Raw genomic sequence first — 23,970 nt, 5'->3', positions numbered from 1 at the left:
AACAAAGAAAGAGGGAATCAGATATGTGGAAAAAGACATTCGCAGCGGCCCTGGCCGTGGTCATGGCAGCCGGGATGATGACAGGATGCGGCAAAACAGAGGCTCCGGCAGAAAATGAGGCCGGCAGCGCGCAGGTAACAGCAGCGCCTCAGGAAGAACAGAAAGCGGCCCCGGCTGACGGGGAGGAAGTAACACTCTCCTTTATGCTTCCCCAGACGCATTACAAAGACTTTGTAAAAGATCTGACCGCGCAGTTCGAGGAAGAGAATCCGGGATACAAAATCGATGTCCAGGCGATCCCGGACAACCAGTGGATCGATCTGGTCAAGACCAAAGTAGCCGTGGAGGAGACTCCCGATATCATCCGGATCGACAAGAGCCTGATGCTGGAAGTGGGGGAGGATAACTTCCTGGAAATGACAGAGGAGCAGCCCTGGTACAGCCGGGCCATCGAAAGCCAGATGGAACCGAAGATGATCGACGGCAAATTATACGGCATGCCCGCCAGCGGCGATACCGCAGTCGGCCTTCTGTACAATAAGAAATTATTTGATGAGAACAATGTAAAGGTTCCTGCTAATACGGCAGAGCTCTACGAAGCCTGTGAGATATTTAAGGAAAAAGGGATTACACCGGTTTACGCTTCCGACAAAGACACCTGGACCACCCAGGTATGGTTTACCGGAGCGGCTCCCCAGGTAGTGCCGGAGGAAACCTTCGCAAAGCTTATGAGCGGCGAAGTGACATGGACCGATGTACCGGAATTTGAAGACGTCATCGCAAAAATGGGTGAATTAAGAGAAAAAGGTTACACGAACGCAGACTTTATGGCGGCAACCTATGACAGTGCGCAGGCAGCCATGGCGAACGGTGAGGCGGCCATGTATGTATCCGGCCAGTTCGCGATCGGCGATATCCAGAAGATCAATCCCGATGTGGACATCCGTATGTCCGTACTGCCTTATGAAAAGGACGTTCTGGCTGTCAGCAAAGGCCCCGGCCAGTTCTCGATCTTTAAAAATTCCAAGAACGTGGAAGCGGCGGAGAAATTCCTGGACTGGATGTCTCAGCCGGAACATATGGATATATTCCTGGCAGGCTGGGGAGAATACCCGCTGTTCAAAGATCAGAAGATGGAACTGCCCGCATGGCAGCAGGACTTAAACGACGGCTACATGACCACTGGAAATACCGCGGTTGAGACCAACAGCCTTCTGACCGGTATCGATCTGAATGATTTCTGGAGCTATCAGCAGGAGATGCTGACCGGAAGCATTACGGCGAAAGAAGTTATGGAGAAATGGGACGTATCCTTCGCGGATCAGGCGAAAGCCAAAGGTATGGAAGGATTCTAAAGACATACGGGCTGTAGAAGGTTTCATTCCAACAACCTTTTACAGCCTTTTTTCTGCCCTCTTTTCTGGTTGTTTTCTATGGATAGTATTGGAACATGTTTATATATTTGAGAAAGTGAGAGGATTTCCATGTTAAAGAATACAAAGAAAATTTATCCTTTATATTTCGTCCTCCCCGCACTGATCATCTATTTTATCTTCTTTATTCTGCCGTCTCTAAGCGGGATGTTCTATGCCTTTACGGACTGGAACTCCAGAAGTATACATACTTATCAGTTTGTGGGGATTGAAAATTTCAAAAAGATATTCAGCGATCCGAATCTGAAGCTGGCGTTATGGAATACCTTTTTCTTCGCCATCGTTACGGTAGTGCTGAAAAATGTGGTTGGACTTGGGCTTGCCCTGCTGGCCAGCAACAACAGCAGGTTATCCGGCGGATACATGCGGGGGATTTTTTACCTGCCGAACTTTTTAAATATGGTTATCATCGGTGTAATGTTCACCGCGATTCTGTATCCGACCGGCCCGCTCAATGCGGTGCTCTCGGTTTTCGGCATACAGGGCATGGACTGGCTCAACAACCGGAAGGTGGCTATGGGCTCGGTATGCCTGGTGGAAGTGTGGAGGACAGCCGGTTTCCACATGATTATTTATCTGGCCGCTCTAAAATCGATTCCCATGGATTACTTTGAGGCGGCAAAAGTGGACGGGGCCGGATATTTTCAGCGCCTGCGCCATATTATCCTGCCGCTGATCACACAGGGAATCACGATCAACCTGATCTTCGCCATCATCAACGGGCTGAAGGTATTTGACCAGGTATATATCCTGACCAACGGCGGGCCGGGCAACGCGACCCAGGTGGTGAGCACCATGATCTACAAAATGTTCGGCAACGGCCTGTGGGGCGTGGGAACTGCTTATAACCTGGTGCTTACCGTACTGATTCTGCTGATCTGTATTGGCGTGATTGTGTTGCTCAAGAGAAAAGAGGTGGATTACAATTGAAAAAGACAGTGAAAGCGGGTATCCTGAATCTTTGTATTTTCCTGTTGAGCCTGCTGATCCTTGTCCCGGTCTGCATCGTTGTTCTGAATTCTTTCAAGACCCAGGGGGAGGCGGCCTCCTTTACCCTGTCGCTTCCCACGAAATGGATTCTCGATAACTACCGGGAAGTGTTTGCCACCTCGGATATCTGGGGGTCCATGCGAAATGGGATCGTATACAGCGGTTTTTCATCCTTTGGGGTAATGATGGTGTCGGCGATGGCGGCTTTTGTCCTCAGCAGGAGGCGCACCGGTGGCTGCAACAAACTCTATTATCTGTTTATGGCCGGACTGGTGCTGCCCATGTCCATTATTCCGACCATCATGACGACCAAGCAGCTGCATCTGTATGGAACTTATCTCAACCTGATCCTGCTGTATATTGCATTCAATATCCCTTTTTGCGTGTTCATGTATTATGGATTCATGGAGACGATCCCCACGTCCCTGGATGAGGCTACGCTGATCGACGGCGGCGGAGCGGTATCCTTATTCTTCCGGGTAATCCTGCCATTGCTTAAGCCGGTGACGGTTACCAGTGTATTGATTATCGCGACCGGGATCTGGAATGACTTTTACTATCAGCTGTATTTCACCAGGTCTTCCGATATGTGGGCCATGCCTATGACGGTATATAACTATTTCGGACAGTACAGCAGGAGCTGGAACCTGGTATGCGCGGATATTGTCATCGCGGTGGTGCCGATTCTGATCGTGTTTATCCTGTTCCAGAAACAGATCGTGGACGGCATGACGGTCGGCGCGGTGAAAGGCTAGGTGCGGTGAAAGGCCAGGTGCGGTGAAAGGCCAGGCGCGGTGAAAGGCCAGGTGTGGTGAAAGGCCAGGCGCGCTTAAAATAGGCCGGAGATCTTTTACGAATATTTTATGGCGCAGCATATGCGCCAATGGAGGTAAATATGGAATATCATATCGACACGGCGGTCAAAAAACCGATCATACGCGGCCATCTGCGTATGGGCGGCGCTGATCCAAAAGGGAACAGGATAGAGGCGAACAGCCGGTATCTGACTTATAACCAGCGGCCCTTTATACCGGTGATGGGGGAATTTCATTATTCCAGAAATCCGGTGGAATACTGGGAGGAAGATCTCCTGAAATGTAAAGCGGCCGGAATTCAGGTGATATCCAGTTATGTATTTTGGATTCACCATGAAGAGGAGGAAGGAAAATTTTGTTTTAGCGGAAGCCGGGATATCCGTAAGTTCGTGGAGCTGTGCGGTAAACTGGGGCTTGGGTTCTTCCTGAGGCTTGGCCCATGGGTTCACGGGGAGTGCAGAAACGGAGGGCATCCGGACTGGATCTATGAGAAATGCAGTCATACCCGCTGCAATGACGAAACTTATCTGTTCTATGCAAAAAGGCTGTATACGGAGCTGGCCGGGCAGCTGGACGGCCTGTTCTTCCGGGACGGCGGCCCGATTATCGGGATACAGGTGGACAATGAACTGATCCGGGAGCCGGAACATCTGGGAACCTTAAAGAAATTGGCACAGGAGTGCGGTATGGAAGCGCCTGTCTGGACGGTGACGGGCTGGGGGCATCACGGCGGAACGAGATTCCCGCAGGACGAATTCATCCCCATGTTCGGCGGTTATCCGGAGGGCCCGTGGGAGCAGCACACCGCCCCCCTTGCACCCAGCATCCATTATCTGTTCCAGGAGGACCGCAATGACGCGGATATCGGTGTCGATGTTCTGGAGCTGACAGACAGGGAAGGGTATGAGGGAGCCGCTGATTTTTCCCGTTATCCGTTCGCCACCTGTGAGACAGGAACGGGAATTCCCGTGACCTACCACAGAAGACCTGTGATTCATCCGGATGATGTGGGTGCTATGACATTAACCGGTATCGGCAGCGGGAATAATCTGGTCGGTTACTTTATGTTCAAGGGGGGGATGAACCCGAAGACCGGTAAAACTACTTACAATGAGACGAAAGATACGGGATATCTGAATAATTTCCCGACTCTCAGCAATGATTTCCAGGCACCGGTCAGTGATTTTGGGGAGATTCGGGATGGGTATAGAGTTTTGAAGCGGTTTAATCTGTTCCTGGGTGATTTTGGAGGGATGCTGGCGAAGGCGCAGCCGTATTTTCCGGCGGGCGGCAAAGAGAACGGGAATAAGGAGGAACTTCGATATTGTGTCCGTGATGGGGAGGACGGCGGGTTCTTGTTCGTTAACAATTATATCCGCCTGGAGCGGATGCCGGAAAAAAAGAATACGGTGGTTTGTATACGGAGAAAAGAGGAAACCATCCGATTCCCGCTTTGCACCGCAGACAAAGAAGGCATGACCATACCGGAGGACAGCTATTTCTTTTTCCCGTTTTCGATGGAGATGGGAGGAAGCAGACTGGTCTACGCGACGGCGCAGCCGCTGTGCAGGTGTACGTTGGAAGGTAAGGAGTTCTTCCTGTTTTATAATCCGCGCGGGATGGTCAGCGAGTACTATTTTCAGGAACAGCTGGAGGTTACGTCCGCCCCGGATCTGATGGAAAAAATAAAGACAGAAACAGGGACTTTGCTGCGGGTCCGGCAGGCGGGAATGGAGTGCATGGCCGAAGTGCGGACAGCCGGCGGCCGTACGGTGTGTATCATTACGCTGAACCAGGAGGAGGCAGATAACTGCTGGAAAGAGGCGGCAGATAACTGCTGGAAAGAAGCGGCAGTAAGCCGCAGGGTAAGAGAAGTATGCCGTAGTACTGCCAAAGGCTGCCTTAATAAAACAGAAGAAGCCGCTCTGAAAGAAAGTGATACAAATCCGGATACAGAAAAGCGGATTGTCATATGTTCCGATGAGCTGTTCTGTCAGGACCATAATATACATATCCGTACGTCAAAACCGGATGGCTGTATCTGGATACTGGGAAAAGAAAGACCGGAAAATACACAGGGACTTAGATATATCGGAAGAAGAGGAGAATTTTACGGTTATGCATACCATATCGCAGAAAAAACGCGTGTGGATGCGGCATGGAAAGAGGAACCGGCGGATGAAAAGCTGGCCGGGCATTACAGCTACCTGAAGACGGAAAAAAGCGGGGCATGGGATGTACGGCAATGGGATATCCGTCTGCAGCCGCTGGAGCTTTCGGAGGGTGAGGATCTGATACTTACGGTAGATTATCTGGGGGATGTGGCGCATCTGTATCTGGGAGAGCGGCTGATCGCGGATGATTACTGCAAAGGGACTCCTTGGCGGGTCGGCCTGAAGAGATTCTACAGGGAACTAAAAGATCAGAAGCTGACCCTGCAGATTCTGCCGCTTGCGAAAGAACAGCCCGTATATCTGGAACGGTTTTCGCAGAGTCGGGAAGAAGAACTGGTGTGCTTAAGGGGAATACTCGCCGAGCAAAAGAAAGAGATACAGATTACATTTTGAATACAAAGCATCGAAAGGGATAAGGCGGAGGTAATATGAAGGCATATACATCAAAAATTAAAATAAACGGAACACGGCTGCCAAAAGAAAATCCGCTGCCAATGTTCCGGTCCCGGCAGGAACATCAGAAAGTGGAGAATGACGGAACCCTCTGGCCGGAGGAACTTGAGAATCTGGGCTGCTATACGGGCTTTCGCGTATTGCCCTACTGTATGCAGGACCGCTACGACGCAGAGCGGATGATGAGAGAATACAAAACTGTGGTACTTGAAAATGAAATTCTGAGGGCGGAATTTTTGCCGGAGCTGGGCGGAAGGCTGTATTCCCTCTATGACAAGAGCGCCGGGAAAGAACTGCTTTTTAAAAATCCGGTATTTCAGCCTGCCAATCTGGCGATCCGGAACGCCTGGTTCTCCGGAGGAATCGAGTGGAATATCGCGCAGACAGGTCATACCTATACGACCTGTTCCCCGGTATATTTTGCCAGGGTAAAGGATTTGTGGGGGATGGATTTCTTAAGGATGTATGATTATGAGCGCACCAGGGGGATCTTCTGGCATATCGATTTTCATCTGCCTTCCGGCTCCCATGCCCTCTACGCCTGCGTCCGGATTATGAATGACCACAGCGATGCGGTGCCGATGTATTGGTGGACCAATACGGCGATCCGGGAAGAGAAGCGGGTGAGAATTTTCTCGGGAACCAAAGAAGTCATCTATGTAAAACCGGCGTCCCTGGAAAAGGAGGATGCGCCGCACGGATTCGGCCACGCGCAGATGCCCTGTCTGCCGACGATGCCCGGCACAGATGTATCTTATCCCCTAAACTCCGAATATACGAACGAATTCTTTTTCCAGAACGGGAAGGAGGAGTCCTGCCCGTGGGAAGCCGCTGCCTATGACGACGGGTGGATGTTCCTGGAGAGATCCACACAGCCCCTTAGAATCCGCAAGATGTTCTGCTGGGGAAAGCACAGGGGCGGCCGGCACTGGCTGGATTTCCTGTCAGAGCCGGGGCAGGGAAACTATGTGGAAATTCAGGCCGGACTGTGCCCCACCCAGCTGCATGGCCTGGAGATGCCCGGACACAGTGAGATTATGTTCACACAGGCTTTTGGAAGCGGTATCATCGAAGCCGGCGACATCTGCGGGGCGGATTGGGAAGCTGCCCGGGACTGTGTCTATACACAGGTCTGCCGGACGATCCCGGAGGAACGCCTGCTATCCCTGCATGAACAATTCGTGCAGGATAGTATGCTGCCGGTCCGCCAGCTTTTGGCCTGCGGAAGCGGGTGGGGTTATCTGGAGCAGGAACGGCGCAAGAAAAATATAGAACATACAGTGCCTGAATGGTTATATTTTCCGGCAGAAGCGATGGGTGAGGAAGAACGGAAATGGTATCAGCTATTGGAGAATGGAGTTATGCCGAGGGCAGAGGCGCTGGAAAGCCTTCGCTCCTGGATGACGGATACCGCATGGGAACCCTACTTAAGGGAGGCGGTCAGAAGGGAACCGGATCATCCGGACTGCCTGATTCAGCTGGGGGTTTTGCTGTATGAAAACGGCAGGGAGGCGGAAGCGGGACAACTGTGGGAAAAATCCTTACAGATCAGGGAAAGCGCGATGGCCTACCGGAACCTGGCCTGTTATCTGAAGGATACAGGCCAAACGGGCGAGGCGGTCCAGATGCTTTCCCGGGCGGTACATTGTGACGAAGGAATGAGAGATCCCGCGTTTGCCCAGGAATATCTGGCCTTGCTATGTGAGCGCAGGGAGTTTGAGCAGATGTGGAACTTCTACCGTGAACTTCCGGAGGGATTGGCCGGGAACCAGAGAATAATCATAACCGTATGCCCGGCGGCGCTGGCAGTTGGAGAATATGAGTTCCTGGAACGGGCGTTTGCCTATCCGTTTTCTGTGATTCGGGAGGGAGAGAACCAGATGTGCGAGGTCTGGTTCCGGTACCAGGCATTAAGGGAATTAGGTACAGATTATACCAAACAAGAGTTTGAACAATGTCTGAGGAGGATAAAAAAAGAGAAGATGCCGCCGCGGAATATTGATTTCCGCCTGGTTTCGTGTTAGTGATTTCGGGACATGTCCAATTCAGTTTGGGACATGTCCAATTCAGTTTGGGACATGTCCAATTCAATTTGGGACATGTCCATTTCAATTTGGGACATGTCCATTTCAATTTGTGACATGTCCGTTTCGTGTACCTGTCGCTATTAGACGGTGAGAAAGTGAGGGAATTCGATCTCAGGATCGGTTGTAAAGGACACTTCCATTTTGTATAATAATAGAAAACCAGAACATAAGCGGGCCGTCACCAGGACAGTGCCACGAGGTTTATATGGAGGTACGAAAATGTTTCAGACCAGCAGAAACGAAGAGATAATTGATTTGTGCAAAAGGCTTATCTCGTACAGAAGTTATTCGGGCGAAGAAAAGGCCGTAGCCGGTGAATTAAGAAGATATATGGAGTATGCGGGATTTGATCAGATTACAGAGGACCGGTACGGCAATATAATTGGAAGGATCAGAGGAACACGCTCTGGAAAAAAGCTGCTGTTTGACGGACACATGGATACCGTGCCAGTGCAGGATAGTGGAAAATGGTCACATAACCCGTTTGAGCCAGAGATAGAAGACGGGCGGCTGTACGGCCGGGGAGCCTCGGATATGAAAGGCGCCATCGCAGGATTCCTGACGGCGGCCCGTTTTTTCGCTGAGGACACCGGAAGGAACTTTCCCGGTGAGATCTGTGTGGCTGGAGTGGTTCATGAAGAATGTTTTGAAGGAGTAGCCGCCCGGAGTATCAGTAACATGGTAAAACCGGACTATGTAGTGATCGGGGAGGCATCCGGTCTGAATATAAAAATCGGGCAGAGAGGTAGAGCAGAGATCGTCCTGGAAACTTTTGGAAAGCCGGCCCATTCTGCCAATCCCGAAAAAGGAATAAACGCCGTTTACCAGATGACCAGACTGATCCAGGCAATCCGCCAAATCATTCCACCGGAGCATCCGGTATTGGGGAAGGGAATCCTGGAATTGACGGATATCAAATCCAGTCCCTATCCGGGAGCGTCTGTCGTACCGGAGTATTGCCGGGCGACTTATGACAGACGTCTCTTGGTGGGAGAGACGAAAGAAAGTGTGTTGGCGCCGATCCGGGAGGTGCTGGATAAACTGGAGCGTGAAGATGTAGAGTTTTCGGCCAGAGTTTCTTTTGCCGTAGGGGATGAGATATGTTATACCGGGGAACACATTACCGGTGAGCGGTTTTTCCCGGGATGGCTTCAGGAGGAAGAAGAACCGTTTATCCAGGATGTCGTACGGCAGTTGAGATCTATGGGCTATGAACCGGTTATTACCCGATATAATTTCTGTACGAACGGCAGTCATTATGCGGGAGAAGCGGGTATTCCCACAATAGGGTTTGGTCCTTCTGCGGAGAGCCTTGCACATACCATTGATGAGTATGTGGAAACAGAGCAATTGGTTAAAGCGTCAGAAGGCTATTATGGGATTATGAAAGCGCTGTTGAAATAAAGGACACAAGATAATATAAAATCCTATGGATTAAGCCTGTCCGGGGGATCGCATAGCGGCCGATAATAAGATGCTGCTTATTAATATCAGAGGATTCAAATAGATCCCAGAGAAGACAGGGGTGTCCGCCATTTCCTCTGTACCGCCGTTTTATTTCAGTTTTAATATGGAAGAATATATACGGTATTATGAAGATCTGGCAGATGCGGTGGATGTTCCGGTGCTGATCTATAATATCCCGGCTATGTCGGGGATTCATTTTTCCAAGACTGATCTGGAAAGGTTACTCTCAAATGAGAAGATAATCGGAATAAAGCATACCAGTTATGATCTGTTTCAGCTTCAGCAGATTATCGAGGAGTATCCGGACAAGAGCGTGTTCATCGGGCACGACGAATTATATCTGAGCGCGCTGGCAGTCGGGGTGCGGGCCGGGATCGGGAGTACCTTTAATATTATGGCGGAGAAGTTCCTAAGGATGAATAAACTGTTCGATGAGAAGCGACTGGAAGAGGCACTGATTACTCCAATAACCATTATAACAGAAATTAAGGGATTTCCTGACAGAAGAATATCAGTTAGAGGCAGATTATGTGGGGGATCTGCTGACGCTTATATGGAATTGTATTTCAAAGGGAGGGGATCTGAAGGATGTCCTGGATCTGCTGATAGGAGAGCAGATGGATATATTTTCTTTATCCGAATCGGCGCTGGAACAATTTTCATCCATCCTGATGGAAGTCAACAACAACACGAGAATGCTGATGCACAGGGGACATACGCCAAGTGAAATGTTGGGCGATCGGTATTAAAGATCAGGAGCAAAGGCGTCTCACATCGTATCGATGAGAGATACGGCGGCTGACTATTTAAAAGAAGCGTATTCCAATACAGATGAGATACCGGTGACATTTCTGCCCGACGGTGTAAGCGGGAAGACGGTAACGTCGCCCAAGAAGATATATCCTAATGATCCCTGCCCCTGCGGAAGCGGTAAGAAATACAAAAAATGCTGTGGTAAGAAATAAAGGGCAGAGTTGATAATCGGGCATAAGCAGGTAAAAAAGATAATATGGGACATGTCCCAAACCGAAAGGGACATGTCCCGCATCTTCTCTAGGCCAGCGGTAATACGAGCTCAGCCAGAAACACAACCGCACAGGCAGCCAGCGAAACCTGAAACAGACTTTTTCCACGGTAAGCCAGGAACACTGCGGTTACAAGCGCCGCCGCTGCTGACCAGACACTGGCGGTGGCACTTAAGATTGCAGGGAAAGTCATTACCGACAGTGTGACGTAAGGCACATAGAACAGGAAGGATCTGATAAAAGGATTTTTTATCTCTTTTCGAATCAGTGTCAGTGGAAGTACCCGGATCAGATAGGTCACGACCGCCATTACTATTATGTAAAGAACCGCATGATTACTCATGGAGCACCTCCTCGGAGTCCCTGACCGGGAAGAAATAGGCCGCCGCACCGGCGATCAGGATGGTCAGCAGGATGATCTTAAATCCGGATGATATCGTGTTCAGCACAGGAATGAAAGTGAAAAGCAGGCTACAGGCCATGGATACCAGAATGACCCCGGCTAACACCTTGCTCTTTCTGGCAGGAGGGATAATGACCGCCAGGAACATTCCGTAGAGTGCGACGTTCAGCGCGCTGAGTACCCGCCCCGGAAGCAGACTGCCTGAGACGGCACCCAGCAGGGTGCCCAGCGTCCAGCCCGGCACAGCCACACTGATCAGGCCGTAACTGTAAAAAGGATTCAGCTTGCCCGGCTTACACACAGATACACCGAAGATCTCATCCGTGACACCGTATCCGACGAACAGCCGGTGATGGAATGGTGTCTGCTCTTCTAATTTCTGGGAAAGCGAACAGGACATCAGGCAATAGCGGAGATTGATGATAAACTGCGTAACCGCCATTTCCATGTACGAAGAACCTGCCTGTATAATACTGAGCGCGGCAAACTGTCCTGCCGAAGTCAGATTGGTAAAGGACATTAACACCGACTGCCAGGGAGTCAGCCCGGCCCCGGCGGCCATGATACCGAAAGTAAAGGAGACTGCCAGATAACCCAGGCCGATGGGGACACCATCCTTTAAACCATTTCTGAATGCAATTCCATTGTGTTTCATAGTTTCCTCCAAAAGTGCGTTTTTTGCACATATAGGTATACCTTGACAGGTACTCTTAATGCATGCCCTACGGGCGGGTTTGCAGCAAAGCTGCAAAATAAGGTATGGGTGAACAGCTTTATGTTCAACCGTTCCTCTAAGAGTGCGTTTTTTTGCACATATAGGTATAACATCTATTTTCTAATCTTTTTGAATTTTCATGTAAATATTCCACCTGCACAACCGTAAAAAATAAGCGGTGGTAACAGCCTTTACTATCATATAATAAGAACTAAAAAAAATCCACACCAAAAAAATAGGAACAGTAAGTTTCGGTAATAAGAAAAAGTAAATTCCCTTTTTCATTTGATCCCCTATTTTTCCTTTAGAATCAGCTGCAGAAAAAATATACCAGTTTCCATTAAAAATGATTGACAGTTTGTAGTTTTATGATTACAATAGAACTACAGATAATCAATCAAAGAAAGGAGATCCCAATGTCGAATCGAATATCCATCTCCGAATCAGAATGGCAGGTAATGAAGATCATCTGGAGCGACCCGCCCCAAACCCTTCAGGAAATATTGGAAAAATTAAAATGTACGGACTGGAGCAAAACCACGATCCAGACTTATATCGCCCGCCTGGTAAAAAAAGGGGCATTGTCAACGAAAAGACAGGGAAAAGGATATCTTTATTATCCGGCTGTTTCAGAGAGCGAATGCCAGCTTGCGGAAAGCCAGACGTTTCTGCGCCGGGTCTATGACGGTTCCTTATCCAGTATGGTATCCGGTTTTGTGAAAAGTGGAAATCTGTCCAGGGAAGAACTGGATGCCCTCAAAGCATTAATTGAAGAACAGGAGGAGAAGTAATGCAGATACTTGGAAATATATTCAGTATCATCCTGTATTTATCGTTTATCGGAAGTATCTTTTCCTTTGCCGCCCTGTTTTCCAAAAAGGTTCTGCATCTGGTACAGCCGCTGTGGTTTGGAGTGACCGGTTTTCTGCTTTATCTGATTCCGGTTATTGTGCCTCAGGTGCAGCTCATTCCCGGTGAGAGGCAGATGTGGCGTTACGGCTTCCGGATCGCATCCGTGATTTGGATGGCCGGAGCGCTGCTGTTCGCCCTTTACTTTCTGATTCGTATACGATTTGCCTCCCGGTCTATGAGGAAATGTACCATTTGCCGGGATGAGCGAGTTCTGAAGATCTTATCGGAATGCTGTACCGCAGTACGGCTTTCGAAAAATCCCCGTGTCCTGTTCGGGAATTTCAAAGATCCGGTCTGTGTTGTGACTATCCTGCACCCGGTCATTCTTTTGGACAAAACGATTTTACCGGAGCTGACCGATCAGGAATTGGAGATTATTCTAAAGCACGAAGTTTTGCATATTAAGAGAAAACACCATTTATTCCAACGCTTCTATGACCTGGCATCTATCCTACACTGGTGTAATCCTTTTGTATGGATTTCCAGGAATGATTTTGAGTTGATATGCGAAATGGATTGTGACAAAAAAGTACTGAATAGCTGCGCAGAACTGACTCCCGGTGATTATACAAGAACCATGCTCCATCTGATGGAGATCTCATCCGGTACGGGAAAAAACGCCGGGGGAAGAATAGAGGCTCTGGGGTTCCTGATGGCGAAACAGCGGTTTGCTGCTCTTTTGTCTTATCCAAAACAGTTCTGGCGGATTATTTCTCTGGCCGTTTTAGGGGGATTGGTCACCATGACGATTTTGCTTTCTATTTCAGCCAGCCGGACATATTTTTATCCGTATCCGGCCTTGATGGGTTCTGTAGAATACAGTGAGCCTGATTAAAAGTAACAGACCATTAACAATAACTGAGCCCAAAAAAACTACAAATGTAGATGAAAGGAACTGTAATGAATCAGATAGAAATAACCAATTTGTCAAAGCAATACAAAAATCACGTAACCGCCCTAAAGGACATCAGCTTCCAAGTGGAAAGCGGCGTATTCGGGCTACTGGGTCATAACGGAGCCGGTAAAACAACGCTGATGAAAATCCTCTCAACCATTATGCAGCCGACCTCCGGATCCGTACGGATCGGAGGCTATGACACAAAGACACAGGGGGAAAAGGCCCGTCGGCTGATCGGCTATCTGCCCCAGGAACTTACCATGTATCCGGCGCTGACCGTATTCGATTTCGTCAGTTATATGGCGGCATTAAAAGGGGTAAAAGGCCGTGAGAAAGTAATGGAAGTATTGGAACAGACAGACATGGTACAATATGCGGGCCGGCGGATCGGACAATTATCCGGCGGAATGAAACGCCGGGTCGGAATCGCCCAGGCACTGGTGGGGGAGCCGCGGGTTTTAATTGTGGATGAACCGACGGCGGGACTGGACCCGGAGGAGCGGGTTCGCTTTCGCGGTGTTCTGTCCCGGTTCGCGAAAGACGGCAACTGTGTTCTGCTGTCCACGCACATTGTGGAGGATGTCTATCAGTTATGCGGGAAGCTTGCCGTACTTCGGAAGGGGACACTGTGTTTTGGCGGCAGCGCCGCAGAGCTTTTATCTAAAGCCGCCGGTAAGGTAAAGATCGTGGAAATAGAAAAGGAAAGGGAATTGGCGGAACTGCAGAAAAAAGCCGTCGTTCTGTCCGTCACATATGAGCACTCCGGCATACGGGCCCGAATTCTGGATGAGAGGGGGGTGTTCCCGGTCCCTCCGGTTTCGGAAACGCTGGAGGACGCCTATGTATATTGTATGGGAGGTAAAAAATATGAGTAAGCTGACCGCTATTGCCAAATACGAATACAAAATGCAGATCGGCCGTCCCGCCGGATGGGGTGTGCTGCTGTTTACCACAATATCGGCATTTCTGGACTGCCTCCCGACGGCGGCCAACATGGCCCGTGTGGAATTCCTGGGAGAAATCCACTATTATGTGAAGCGTGTATTCGCATTTGACGGCCTGATCCTGCTGTTTGGTCTGATGTTCCTGATGGCCGGCCGGATGGTGGGAGACCGGAAAGCAGGATTAAAAGATTTGTTTATGGCGGCCCCGATCCGGAAAAAGGATTATATAGGAGGGAAATTACTGGGAAATCTGTGCTATGCGCTCACGATGATGTTTGCGCTGCTCGGAATTTCTATCTGTGGATTTCTTCTGTGCCGCCGGGGGGCGGAAGGGGCCGGAAGCTATCTGCAGGCCATTTGCTCCGTCACGCTGTATCTGATTTTGCCGGCGGCCTTTTTTGTCGCGGCCAGCAGTGTCATGTTTCCTGAAATACTGGATATACGCTTCTTCTATCTGCTGTATTCCATTCTGTTTATGACCAATGCTTTTTCCATCAATTCCGCAGAAAAAATGCCGTTTTATATCTTCACTCAGGGAGATCTCACAAAATACATCTGGCAGCATCCAAAGTGGCCGCAGGTCTATCCCGGAAGCGCGCTGTTAAACCTGGCGTTCCTGCTGGGAACCGGAGTTTTAGCGGTCACCCTGGTGGCCGTGAAACGATCATTTTGGAGGGCGGATGAATGATAAAAAAGGAATGTAAAATAATGGGGATTCATCCGGTCTGGATCACAGCACTGCTTACCGGAGCCTTTCTGGCAGTCTGCGCCGCCGGCGGCAATAATATCCATTGGGGCTATGTGGGATTTGAGATTGTCTTTCCTTTCTATACGGCGATTGCCGTGGGAGAATGGTGCAGGGTCAGAACCGATCCGATGTTTGAAGTTATCGCAGCGCAGGGGAAATCGCTGTTCCTATGGATCATACGCAGATATATCCTGCTGCTGGCGGGTGTCCTTCTATTTACCATTGCCGGTATATGCGGCACCGTGGCGCTCAAACCGGGTATGGATGCGGCCGGGCTGCTGCTCACATATATACCGGGCGCTTTCTTTCTGTCCAGCCTGTGTGTAGTGATATCAATCCGGACCAGTACTCCACATATGCCTGTTATGATAACAGGAGTGATCTGGCTGTTCTCACTTATAGCGGTCAGTATGACAAGATATAAGCCGGTTTCGTATATCTATCTGTTCATCCGCTATGCGGCCGGCGGCGACCGGATCTGGTATGTCAACAAAACTATTTTAATCGTATCAGGACTCTGCTTGTGGTTGATTTCTTACGGAATGTGCCGGAAGAGGGTATTTGCTTTGTTTGATCCCGGGGAAAAATAAACTCTGACCAGGGAATTCCTTAAGACCACGCCATGTGCAGCACCTAACATAAGCAGCATCCATACCATGAGGCTCTCCCCCCTCCAACCATGAATAGTTTGACATTTCTGCAAGTGAATATTAGAATGAAAATAATTGTGCTGAATCTTTTCGTTAGGCGGAGAAATCACCTTTGATTCGGCGTTCAATAAATTTTAAAAGCGAGGTGATTATTATGGAATTTCATGAGAAACTGCAGGAGCTCAGGAAACAGAAGGGCTTAACCCAGGAAGAACTCTCAGCAGCACTGTTTGTTTCACGAACTGCTATTTCTAAATGGGAGTCTGGCCGCGGCTATCCAAGTATTGATTCGTTAAAATCAATCTCTGAATTCTTTTCAATCACTATAGATGAACTCTTATCGAACAGGGAACTCATATGCATAGCCGAAACGGATAACATAAAAAAGACACGGCATATGCGGGATTTCGTGTTTGGTTTACTGGACTGTGCTGCCGGGATGATGTTTTTGATACCCCTTTTCGGGCAACAGGAAGGAGACAGCATTCGTCAGGTATCGTTACTTGCTTTCACGCAAGGGCAAGGGTTTATAAAAGAAGCCTATTTCACGATTGTACTTCTCACCATCATCTGGGGGGTCACAACGTTGGCGTTACAAAATTATAATGGTCAGATTTGGGTAAAAATAAGTAGTTTGACCTCTGTTCTGTTAAGTATTTTCGGTGTGCTCATCTTTATTGCAAGCCGGCAGGCTTATGCCGCTTTTTTTGTATTTATTCTTTTGATCATAAAGGGGATTTTGCTGTTAAAACGTCCATGACACGTATCATATCATGGATGTGACGATGGTATTCTTACATTTTCAGGCCTCCAAAGTTATAGTCAGAGTGTGGTCGGATAAAGACCGGCACACAAAATGAAAACAAAGGAGTCTTGAAAATGAAAGAAAGAAAAACAAAGGGTATCCATTTTTTTACCCCGGCAGTCTGTTTCCTGATCTTATTTATCCTCTACACCGTTTCGCTTATGTCTTTTGATCGAAGACCGATCGGTCCTCAAAATTCTCCCGTTGGATTCGCAGCGATTAACGCACCTATACACGAGCTGCTGGGTGTGAATATGCGGCTCTATTACATAACCGACTGGTTAAGCCTGGTTCCGGTAGTTATTGTAATGGGGTTTGGCCTGTTGGGTATGGTCCAGCTGGTGAAGAGAAGGAGTATCCTGCGCGTGGACCGCAGTATTCTGATTCTGGGAGGTTTTTATCTGTTGGTGTTTTGTGCTTACCTATTCTTTGAGTTTTATGTTGTCAATCATAGACCTATACTGATAAACGGCGTTTTGGAAGCCTCTTATCCTTCCTCCACCACAATGCTCGCCATGTGCATTATGCCTGCCGCTATGATGCAGTTCCACAGCCTCATACAAAACCAGGCGGTCAGGAAAGGCATCAATATTCTCTGCGGTTTCTATACGGCCTTTATGGTTATAGGACGGTTATTGTCGGGGGTGCATTGGTTTACCGATATTATGGGCGGTATGATACTCAGTGCGGCACTCGTGATGCTGTATCACGGAACGATTCAACTATCCGCATCTAAATCGTAAGATCTGCCGGATAGCTGTCATAGATCAAAATACAATGACACCCGTATTTTCTGCACATGTCCAAATGATAGGAATTTTCTTTGCGTACGGAATCTTTGGTACACAAGGAATCATCCAGCCGATGCTCGATGGCATTTGCATATTTTTTTATATCATCAAAATGGCTCTCAATGTATGATGCTGTCATGGCGAGACAATAAAACCTTATGTCGTTCCGGTATTTGCTGTCAAAATCCTCTTCCCAGCGGAAGGGAATATAGCAGCCCTCCACAATAAGATTTTGCTGATTTTCAAGAGCGGTCTTTATCATCTCTCTCACGATCGGCCAGAGATAGCCCATCAGTTCCACATCATCTTCCGGCGTCAGTATCGTATTCCCGCTTCTTATAAGCCCCATTTTTAATAAATCTATGGAGAAATATGGAAACTTATATTTCTCCATTAGTCTTTGCGCCAATAAAGTTTTTCCGGTATGGGAAGCCCCTGTTATTAAAATAATCATTTGTTTTTTCTGTAAACCTCCTATTTTCGGATAAGACGTATACGTTCTATTCCTCAGTGTAGAATACCGTACTTTGCCTGTCAATGCATTTTCTCCTGGCAACTGCGTGGGTGACTGCGCCAGGTTATCGGACAGTCCCACAGTTCCAAAGTACAATTTGGTACTGAAAATCCAATCGTTTCCTAATGGAACGAAAGGATAAATCCATTCCTGTCCCGCAAATGAAAAGTTGGCGGTGGTAATTAAAAACGTGACAGAGTATAATAAAAAGAAATACACGAAGGACAACTTCGGTCGGAAGATTCTGCCGTTTGAAGCACAAAAACGGCCGCCTTACTTATACCGTAGATTTTAGATGCTAAGATAAAGTCACAAAAGGAATAACAAAAATGCCGGACATTTCTCCTTTCACAGAAAGGAATCCGGACCGAAGAAACGGAGGGTAAACATGGGATACGAAGATTTTGAAGATTATGAGGACGAGGAATTGGAAGTGTCAGAAATCGGTGAAGAATTGGCACAGCCGGAAATAGTGGAGGTGGAGGACAGGGAGTCCGACGATACGGCAGAGATCAGCTTCGGTTCCCGCAGCAGGGAATCCATAGAACGGAATTTAAGGGATGTCAGATCCGAATACAGCAATGCGCTGTCCAGCTATGAACAGTTGAAAGAAGATGCGGCCAAGGGATGGATCGGTGTGGAGCCCAATATCAGTAAAAGGAAAGCGGAGATGGATTATTGTAAGTCCAAGATTGCCGAGCTGGAGCGGGAACTGAGCCGGGCCGGGGAATAATACAAACAGAAAAGAAAAAGGGGGAATCGCAGCATGTCTGACAGAATCCGAGACGTAGGTTTCCGGGATCTCTTCCGGGGCCTTGATATGGCGGAGATCGAAACTCCGAATGAGATTAAAATTCCGGATGAGGTGTTCAAACGCCTGTTGGAAGGCACGATGGAACGCAGTTATCTGAACGGGGTCAGCCAGTTTGATTATTTTATGCCCGATGAGACAGAGCGCCATGGTGAGGTGGAATGGCTGCAGATCATCAGACTTCCGGTGCATCCGGACAACATCGAGGACTATGACCTGATCAACCGGTGGCAGGGAGTGCTGTCCACACTGCATATCTGGGGATACCGGACAGTATTTTTACTACAGAGAACCGGCGGGCAGACCAGTCTGTACCTGGGGGTCACGACAGCGACCCAGGGTGTGGGGTCCAAGGACGCGCTGGATCAGATGATGGAGGCCACGGCGGCCAATATGCCCGGTGTCGCGATGGAATGGGTCAGACACGACCAGACCCGGGACGACCGGCATGAGAAGATCTACGATGTGCTGAACAACTACCACGCCATCGGTGCGGTGACCGGAATACCCTCCTTTATCAGCGACGAGAGCAGAAGTGTGCTGCAGACGCTGGATCAGCTGGCCTTCGGTGTGCGCAAGATCAACGGGCGGGAACGGGATTATTCCCTTCTGGTGATCGCAGATCCGATCCCGGACGAGGAGATCAGCAGTATCATCAACCGGATGCGGGAACTGGGCAGTGAGATCCACAAATATGTGTCCCGCACGGTCACGGAAAATGAGGGCTCCAGCAGCCAGAAGGATGTGGGAATGGGCGGAGCGGTCGGCGGAATCCTGTCAGGCCTTGGCACCGTGGCGGGCGCTTTGATCGGCAGCTGGCTGGGGGCTCCCTATCTGGGAAGTAATCTGGGCCGTGGAATCGGAGGGGCGGTTGGCGGAGCTATGGGCATGAACAAGACCAAATCCGTGTCCATCAATTTTTCCCGTTCGGTGACCACCGAATATCTGGATAAATTTGCCCAATATGCCGAAGAAATCATGGAAAAACATATCGCCCGCCTGAAAGAGGGCCGGAACCTGGGCTATTGGAATGTGGGCACTTATGTGCTGGGCCGGACCAAGATGGATATCACTACGGTGACAGGTATGCTGCGTTCCATCTATTCCGGGGACGAGACTTATCTGGAGCCAATCCGCCTTCACGTCCTGAGGGAAGACAGCAATGCCGCGGAGATCGTCAAGGGCTTCCAGCTTATTTCCCTGGAAAATGAAAATATCGATAAAATGCTCGACAATGAATATAAAAGAAAATATGAACAGGATCATATCTGGCATGTGTTCGGGCGCCGGTATCAATACTTAAGCACGCCTATGAACACAAAGGAACTGGGGCTTACCACCTCCCTTCCCCGCAGAGACGTTCCGGGCCTGCGGTTTGTCAAGACGGCCGTCCGGTTTGCCAACAATCCTCCGGTGCTTAAGGAGGATTCCATATCCATCGGTAAGGTAGTGGACATGGGCGTGGTGCAGAACAACGAATACCGGATCGATCCCAATTCCCTGGTGCGCCATGCCCTGGTTACCGGAGGCACCGGTTCCGGTAAGTCGACCACCTGTAAATCAATTCTGAACGAAGTCGTATCCCGGGGGGTTCCGGTTCTGATCATTGAGCCGGCGAAGGACGATTATGTGCGCTGGGCCCTGGAACTGAAGGAAAAGAAGGGAATCCCATTTCACATCTATATGCCGGGGGCGGCCTCCTTTAACGGGCAGCCTCTGGAGGAGCTGGCGGTGAATCCATTCGAGCCTGCGGCGGTCAGGGGGGCAAAAGTGGACCTGATGGCCCGGTGTGAGAACCTGGTCTCCCTGCTGGTGGCCAGTATCCCCAGCATCGAGGATGTTCTGCCGGTACTGATCGATGAGCTGGTCTATGCAAAAGCGGAGGATTTCTTCAAAGAGGATTTCCATTCCGGCGAGGCGGTGAAGCCGTTCTTATATCCGAAGATGGAAGACCTGATTCCTATGGTGGACGATCTGGTGGAAGGATACGATCCGAGAAATTATAAGACGATCCGGAAGTCTTTGATCACCCGGTTAAAATATCTGACCCGCGGGAACAGAGGCCGCCTGCTGAATGTCACGAAATCCACAGACTATGATGTGCTGTTCGGACAGCCTACGGTCATCAATCTGAGCCGGATCGCCGGGAGCCGGGATAAGGCGCTTATCATGGCGCTGCTGATGTTAAGCCTCTACGAATACCGGATATCCGCTTATTCCTGTCAGGAGGACTACCGGAAGAGGGCACAGCAAAATGAGCTGCTGCACCTGACCATGATCGAAGAGGCCCATAATCTTCTGATGAACCCTTCCGTGGTAACCAACGATTCGGGGAATCCCCAGCAGGTGGTCGCGGACCTGTTCAGCAATATGCTCTCTGAGATCCGGGGCTACGGGGAGGGGATCACGATCGTGGACCAGGTGCCGACCCGGCTGATCCCGGACGTGATCAAGAATACGAATTATAAATTCGTGCACCGCCTGACCTCACCGGATGACTGTGAAGTGATGGCTGCCTCCCTGGCGCTGCGGGAGGATCAAAAGTCCATGATCCCGGCGCTGGAGATCGGGAATGCCATCGTCTACGGTGATAACGACGATGCGGCGGTTTGGGTGAAGATGAATAAGCCCGGGGTTTGAGGAACGGGAAGAGGATGGATAGGAGGTAAACTGTATGGAAGTTTGGATTTATTTTGCGGTTGCGGCTGCAGTACTGATCGCCTCGCTTTTGATTTATTATTTCGCAGGGAAAAGGAAGGCAGGCCGGACACAGGAACCGGTCAAACAGCAGGAACAGGCTCTAACGCCGGAGAACGAAGAGATCATCCGTACCCTGGCCGGGGGGATCAGCCAACATAAAACAGAATTCACGGGTTTATACGAGTTAATGTATCAGATCAGCCTGGGCAATACGGATAATGCCTCCGGTACGTTCGGGGAATGGTGCCTGAGAGTGGAAAACTTCGAGGAAGACTCCGCATTTTCCGGACTGTTTGCAGAAAGGTTCTCTAAGATGGAATCAGGAAACGCCGAAGAACAGGTTCGAAATGCAACGCTTATCATTCAGGGAATCTTCGCAAGCGGTATCAGGCGGGATGAGGCACAAAGTATTCAGGCGGAAAAACGTACGGTTTTTACCTATGTAACCCTGGATGACACGGCCATTACTCCCGGCCGGATTTATGAGGTATACCGGCCCTGCTGGAGTGAAGGAGCATTGACTCTGGAAAAAGGGATTCTCAGATCCCCGGAGCAAGCCGGAAATAATGGAACGATACAATACAGGCAGGAAACTATACAGGCAGGAAACAATACAGCCGGCAGGAATGAATAAAGCAGGAGGATCAAAATGGGAATAGAAGACATGGAAGATTTTGAAGAACTGGAAGGCCGGGACCGGCTGGAGGACACTTCGGAATTTGAACGTTCCCTGGAAAACAGCCAAGGACTGGAGACTTTAGATGAGACTCATATACGCCAGACAGAAAAGCTGGAGGAGGGAATATACCGGGATACCATAGGCAGCATCGGGATGCCCGCAGGGATGGAAGGCCTGGAAAATGAGCTGATATCAGGAGAGCCGCTGGAAGATATGGAGCACTGGCATATGCAGGAGGGCGATATGTCCTGCGCGGTGGTGTGCCAGGAATTCGTGGCGGAGGAGCTATTGGACACGGAACTGAATGAACAGGACCTGGTGGAGTTCGCCGTGTCAAAAGGATGGTTCGATCCGGAAACAGGAACTACCCTGGAGGATACGGGCAACATTCTGGAATATCTGGGCCTGGAGGTAGTGCAAAACGAACACGGCAGCATCCAGGATATCGAGAGAACCCTGGAGGAAGGCGGAAAGGTCATAGCCGGTGTGAATAATATATCCCTGCTGACCCCGGACTCCACGGAAAGCATCTACTATCCGTCCCTGACCGCAAATCATGCGGTGGAAGTGATCGGCATCGATAAAACGGACCCGTCGAATGTGAAAGTAATCCTGAATGATTCGGGGCTTCCGGGCGGACGCGGGATCAGCTATGATCTGGAGGAATTCCAAACAGCATGGAACACCAGCGGCGGTTTTATGGTAAGCGCATATCGGGCTGATAAATGAGAGGAGGAGCCAGCATGAGAGACTTTATAAAAGAGGTACAGGAAAAACAGGCGGTGCGGAGTATGATCCCCATGAATTTCCAGATGGGATTGCCGGTATTGAAACAAAAAGACCAGGAACTTCTGATAATATTTCCTTACTACCGCACGAAAGTGGAAGGCACTCAGATTCACATGAGTCTGCCCAGATTCCATGCCGTCATGGCTTATCCGTCCGTCCGGCTGGTACGGGTGGAGGATCTGAAATACAACAGCAGATTTCAGGATATAGATTTTTCGGAATATGAAGGTACCTTCAGCCGGGGTATAGGAGAACAGGCGTCTGCCTACCGGGAGGCGGTGGAAGGGTACCTGGACAGGGCCGGAGCGCTTCTTAGGCAGCGGTCGGGCGGTGCGCAGATTACAGAGCAGCAGACCGGGCTGATGCAGGAGGAGCTGTTTCAGATTATCGAACCTTTTTACACGGAATATTACAGAAGATTGTTGGAGGAGTGAGACGGATGAAGCCTGTAGTACAGCTGGCAGTGGTCGATACAGACCGGAACAATATTGAATGTATCAGACAACTGCTGACAGATACAGCGGTGAGATATGATGTGGATATGCAGGTGGTCTGGATCACAGACCTGCGAAAGGCTGGCCGGCTGTTCGAGTCGTCCGACACCCTTCAGCTGGTATTGATCAATTTGGGCCTGGGGAGAACCGCCGGCAGACTGGCGGAAGAGTTATACCAGAGCAGCCACTGTTACGTGATGTATTACGCCCAGAAAAAGCTGGACCTGGAACCCTACCTGTTGGCCAGGCCGGTCGCTTTTCACGCGGACTTGTCGGACCGTGCCTTATTCAGCGGCAAAGTGCTGGCGCTTTGTACCATGATCCTTCAGGATAAAAACCTGTTCGTCCGAAACGCCAAAAGCAGTACGATTCTGATTCGATTCAGGAACATCCGGTACTTCGAGAGCAATTATAAAAATGTAATTCTATATACCAGCCAGGGGCACAGCTATACATTCCGGGGGCGGCTGGACGAGATCGGCCGGCAGGTCCCGGGGGCGGTTTTTCTAAGGGTCCACCAGAGTTATCTGGTAAATCTATCCTATGTGGAGAGGGTGGATAAAAGTAAAAAAAACCTGCTGCTCACAGACGGTGAGGAATTACAGATCAGTAAGCCGTATTATGAAGGGGTCATAAGCCGGTTGCTGGCGGAACCAGAAGAGATCTAGCCCCT

Annotated in this window: 23 protein-coding genes and 1 pseudogene; 21 read left to right on the top strand and 3 right to left on the bottom strand. The window is 49.6% G+C overall.

The window, feature by feature from the left end; genetic code table 11:
- The first annotated feature begins 23 nt into the window (after positions 1-23).
- From ABC831_RS20185 to ABC831_RS20150, 8 genes and pseudogenes are all read left to right on the top strand, one after another.
- The gene (locus tag ABC831_RS20185; protein WP_343249873.1) at positions 24-1,355 is read left to right on the top strand and encodes an ABC transporter substrate-binding protein; all 1,332 of its coding nucleotides are present in this window, start codon (positions 24-26) and stop codon (positions 1,353-1,355) included.
- Positions 1,356-1,484: 129 nt separating this feature from the next.
- On the top strand, positions 1,485-2,363 hold the full coding sequence (locus ABC831_RS20180) for a carbohydrate ABC transporter permease (protein WP_343249872.1): 879 nt from the start codon (positions 1,485-1,487) through the stop codon (positions 2,361-2,363).
- Positions 2,360-3,178 (top strand): carbohydrate ABC transporter permease, encoded by an 819-nt coding sequence (locus tag ABC831_RS20175; protein WP_343249871.1) that lies wholly within the window; start codon positions 2,360-2,362, stop codon positions 3,176-3,178. The genes ABC831_RS20180 and ABC831_RS20175 overlap by 4 nt, the downstream gene beginning before the upstream one ends.
- Before the next feature lie 140 nt (positions 3,179-3,318).
- Entirely contained in the window at positions 3,319-5,805 is a 2,487-nt protein-coding gene (locus tag ABC831_RS20170; protein WP_343249870.1) for a beta-galactosidase, read from the top strand.
- 35 nt (positions 5,806-5,840) lie between these two features.
- On the top strand, positions 5,841-7,889 hold the full coding sequence (locus ABC831_RS20165; protein WP_343249869.1) for a DUF5107 domain-containing protein: 2,049 nt from the start codon (positions 5,841-5,843) through the stop codon (positions 7,887-7,889).
- A gap of 282 nt (positions 7,890-8,171) precedes the next feature.
- Entirely contained in the window at positions 8,172-9,356 is a 1,185-nt protein-coding gene (locus tag ABC831_RS20160; RefSeq protein WP_343249868.1) for a YgeY family selenium metabolism-linked hydrolase, read from the top strand.
- Between the two features lie 121 nt (positions 9,357-9,477).
- The gene (locus ABC831_RS20155) at positions 9,478-10,146 is read left to right on the top strand and encodes a dihydrodipicolinate synthase family protein (protein ID WP_343249867.1); all 669 of its coding nucleotides are present in this window, start codon (positions 9,478-9,480) and stop codon (positions 10,144-10,146) included.
- A 148-nt stretch (positions 10,147-10,294) separates the two neighbouring features.
- Positions 10,295-10,384 (top strand): annotated as a pseudogene (locus tag ABC831_RS20150) (SEC-C metal-binding domain-containing protein); the annotation flags it as partial.
- A gap of 88 nt (positions 10,385-10,472) precedes the next feature.
- Here ABC831_RS20150 and ABC831_RS20145 read toward each other — a convergent pair.
- On the bottom strand, positions 10,473-10,787 hold the full coding sequence (locus ABC831_RS20145; protein WP_343249866.1) for an AzlD domain-containing protein: 315 nt from the start codon (positions 10,785-10,787) through the stop codon (positions 10,473-10,475).
- Entirely contained in the window at positions 10,780-11,502 is a 723-nt protein-coding gene (locus ABC831_RS20140; RefSeq protein ID WP_343249865.1) for an AzlC family ABC transporter permease, read from the bottom strand. The genes ABC831_RS20145 and ABC831_RS20140 overlap by 8 nt, the downstream gene beginning before the upstream one ends.
- A gap of 476 nt (positions 11,503-11,978) precedes the next feature.
- Here ABC831_RS20140 and ABC831_RS20135 point away from each other — a divergent pair, with 476 nt between their 5' ends.
- The 7 genes from ABC831_RS20135 (at position 11,979) to ABC831_RS20105 (ending at position 17,262) form a co-directional block, all read left to right on the top strand.
- Complete coding sequence (locus ABC831_RS20135) at positions 11,979-12,353, top strand: BlaI/MecI/CopY family transcriptional regulator (RefSeq protein ID WP_343249864.1); 375 nt, start codon at positions 11,979-11,981, stop codon at positions 12,351-12,353.
- The gene (locus ABC831_RS20130; protein ID WP_343249863.1) at positions 12,353-13,309 is read left to right on the top strand and encodes a M56 family metallopeptidase; all 957 of its coding nucleotides are present in this window, start codon (positions 12,353-12,355) and stop codon (positions 13,307-13,309) included. Before ABC831_RS20135 ends, ABC831_RS20130 begins: the two co-directional genes overlap by 1 nt.
- 65 nt (positions 13,310-13,374) lie before the next feature.
- Positions 13,375-14,247: an ABC transporter ATP-binding protein gene (locus ABC831_RS20125; RefSeq protein ID WP_343249862.1), complete on the top strand. Its 873-nt coding sequence runs from the start codon at positions 13,375-13,377 to the stop codon at positions 14,245-14,247.
- Complete coding sequence (locus ABC831_RS20120; RefSeq protein WP_343249861.1) at positions 14,240-15,004, top strand: ABC transporter permease; 765 nt, start codon at positions 14,240-14,242, stop codon at positions 15,002-15,004. Before ABC831_RS20125 ends, ABC831_RS20120 begins: the two co-directional genes overlap by 8 nt.
- The gene (locus ABC831_RS20115) at positions 15,001-15,654 is read left to right on the top strand and encodes a hypothetical protein (RefSeq protein ID WP_343249860.1); all 654 of its coding nucleotides are present in this window, start codon (positions 15,001-15,003) and stop codon (positions 15,652-15,654) included. Before ABC831_RS20120 ends, ABC831_RS20115 begins: the two co-directional genes overlap by 4 nt.
- 214 nt (positions 15,655-15,868) lie before the next feature.
- Positions 15,869-16,474 carry a helix-turn-helix domain-containing protein gene (locus ABC831_RS20110; protein WP_343249859.1) on the top strand — a complete coding sequence of 202 codons (606 nt, stop codon included), beginning with the start codon at positions 15,869-15,871 and terminating at the stop codon, positions 16,472-16,474.
- 119 nt (positions 16,475-16,593) lie between these two features.
- Positions 16,594-17,262 (top strand): phosphatase PAP2 family protein, encoded by a 669-nt coding sequence (locus ABC831_RS20105; protein WP_343249858.1) that lies wholly within the window; start codon positions 16,594-16,596, stop codon positions 17,260-17,262.
- Here ABC831_RS20105 and ABC831_RS20100 read toward each other — a convergent pair.
- The gene (locus ABC831_RS20100; RefSeq protein WP_343249857.1) at positions 17,252-17,764 is read right to left on the bottom strand and encodes an AAA family ATPase; all 513 of its coding nucleotides are present in this window, start codon (positions 17,762-17,764) and stop codon (positions 17,252-17,254) included. The two genes, ABC831_RS20105 and ABC831_RS20100, sit on opposite strands and share 11 nt — an antisense overlap.
- A gap of 448 nt (positions 17,765-18,212) precedes the next feature.
- On the opposite strand from ABC831_RS20100, the gene ABC831_RS20095 reads away from it, so the two are divergent.
- Genes ABC831_RS20095 through ABC831_RS20070 form a run of 6 tightly spaced genes read left to right on the top strand, consistent with a single transcriptional unit; the run spans position 18,213 to position 23,965 of the window.
- Positions 18,213-18,557 carry a hypothetical protein gene (locus ABC831_RS20095; protein ID WP_343249856.1) on the top strand — a complete coding sequence of 115 codons (345 nt, stop codon included), beginning with the start codon at positions 18,213-18,215 and terminating at the stop codon, positions 18,555-18,557.
- Between the two features lie 33 nt (positions 18,558-18,590).
- The gene (locus ABC831_RS20090) at positions 18,591-21,275 is read left to right on the top strand and encodes a helicase HerA domain-containing protein (protein WP_343249855.1); all 2,685 of its coding nucleotides are present in this window, start codon (positions 18,591-18,593) and stop codon (positions 21,273-21,275) included.
- A gap of 34 nt (positions 21,276-21,309) precedes the next feature.
- Positions 21,310-21,969: a hypothetical protein gene (locus ABC831_RS20085; protein ID WP_343249854.1), complete on the top strand. Its 660-nt coding sequence runs from the start codon at positions 21,310-21,312 to the stop codon at positions 21,967-21,969.
- Between the two features lie 15 nt (positions 21,970-21,984).
- Positions 21,985-22,743, top strand: a complete 759-nt coding sequence (locus ABC831_RS20080; protein ID WP_343249853.1) for a cysteine peptidase family C39 domain-containing protein — start codon at positions 21,985-21,987, stop codon at positions 22,741-22,743.
- A 14-nt stretch (positions 22,744-22,757) separates the two neighbouring features.
- Complete coding sequence (locus tag ABC831_RS20075; RefSeq protein ID WP_343249852.1) at positions 22,758-23,237, top strand: hypothetical protein; 480 nt, start codon at positions 22,758-22,760, stop codon at positions 23,235-23,237.
- Between the two features lie 5 nt (positions 23,238-23,242).
- The gene (locus ABC831_RS20070) at positions 23,243-23,965 is read left to right on the top strand and encodes a LytR/AlgR family response regulator transcription factor (RefSeq protein WP_343249851.1); all 723 of its coding nucleotides are present in this window, start codon (positions 23,243-23,245) and stop codon (positions 23,963-23,965) included.
- The last annotated feature ends 5 nt before the right edge of the window (positions 23,966-23,970 follow it).

This window comes from Diplocloster hominis, assembly GCF_032380655.1.
Classification (GTDB): domain Bacteria; phylum Bacillota; class Clostridia; order Lachnospirales; family Lachnospiraceae; genus Diplocloster; species Diplocloster hominis.
The sequence above is the reverse complement of the archived record's forward strand: the minus strand, read 5'-3'. Positions and strand labels throughout refer to the sequence as shown.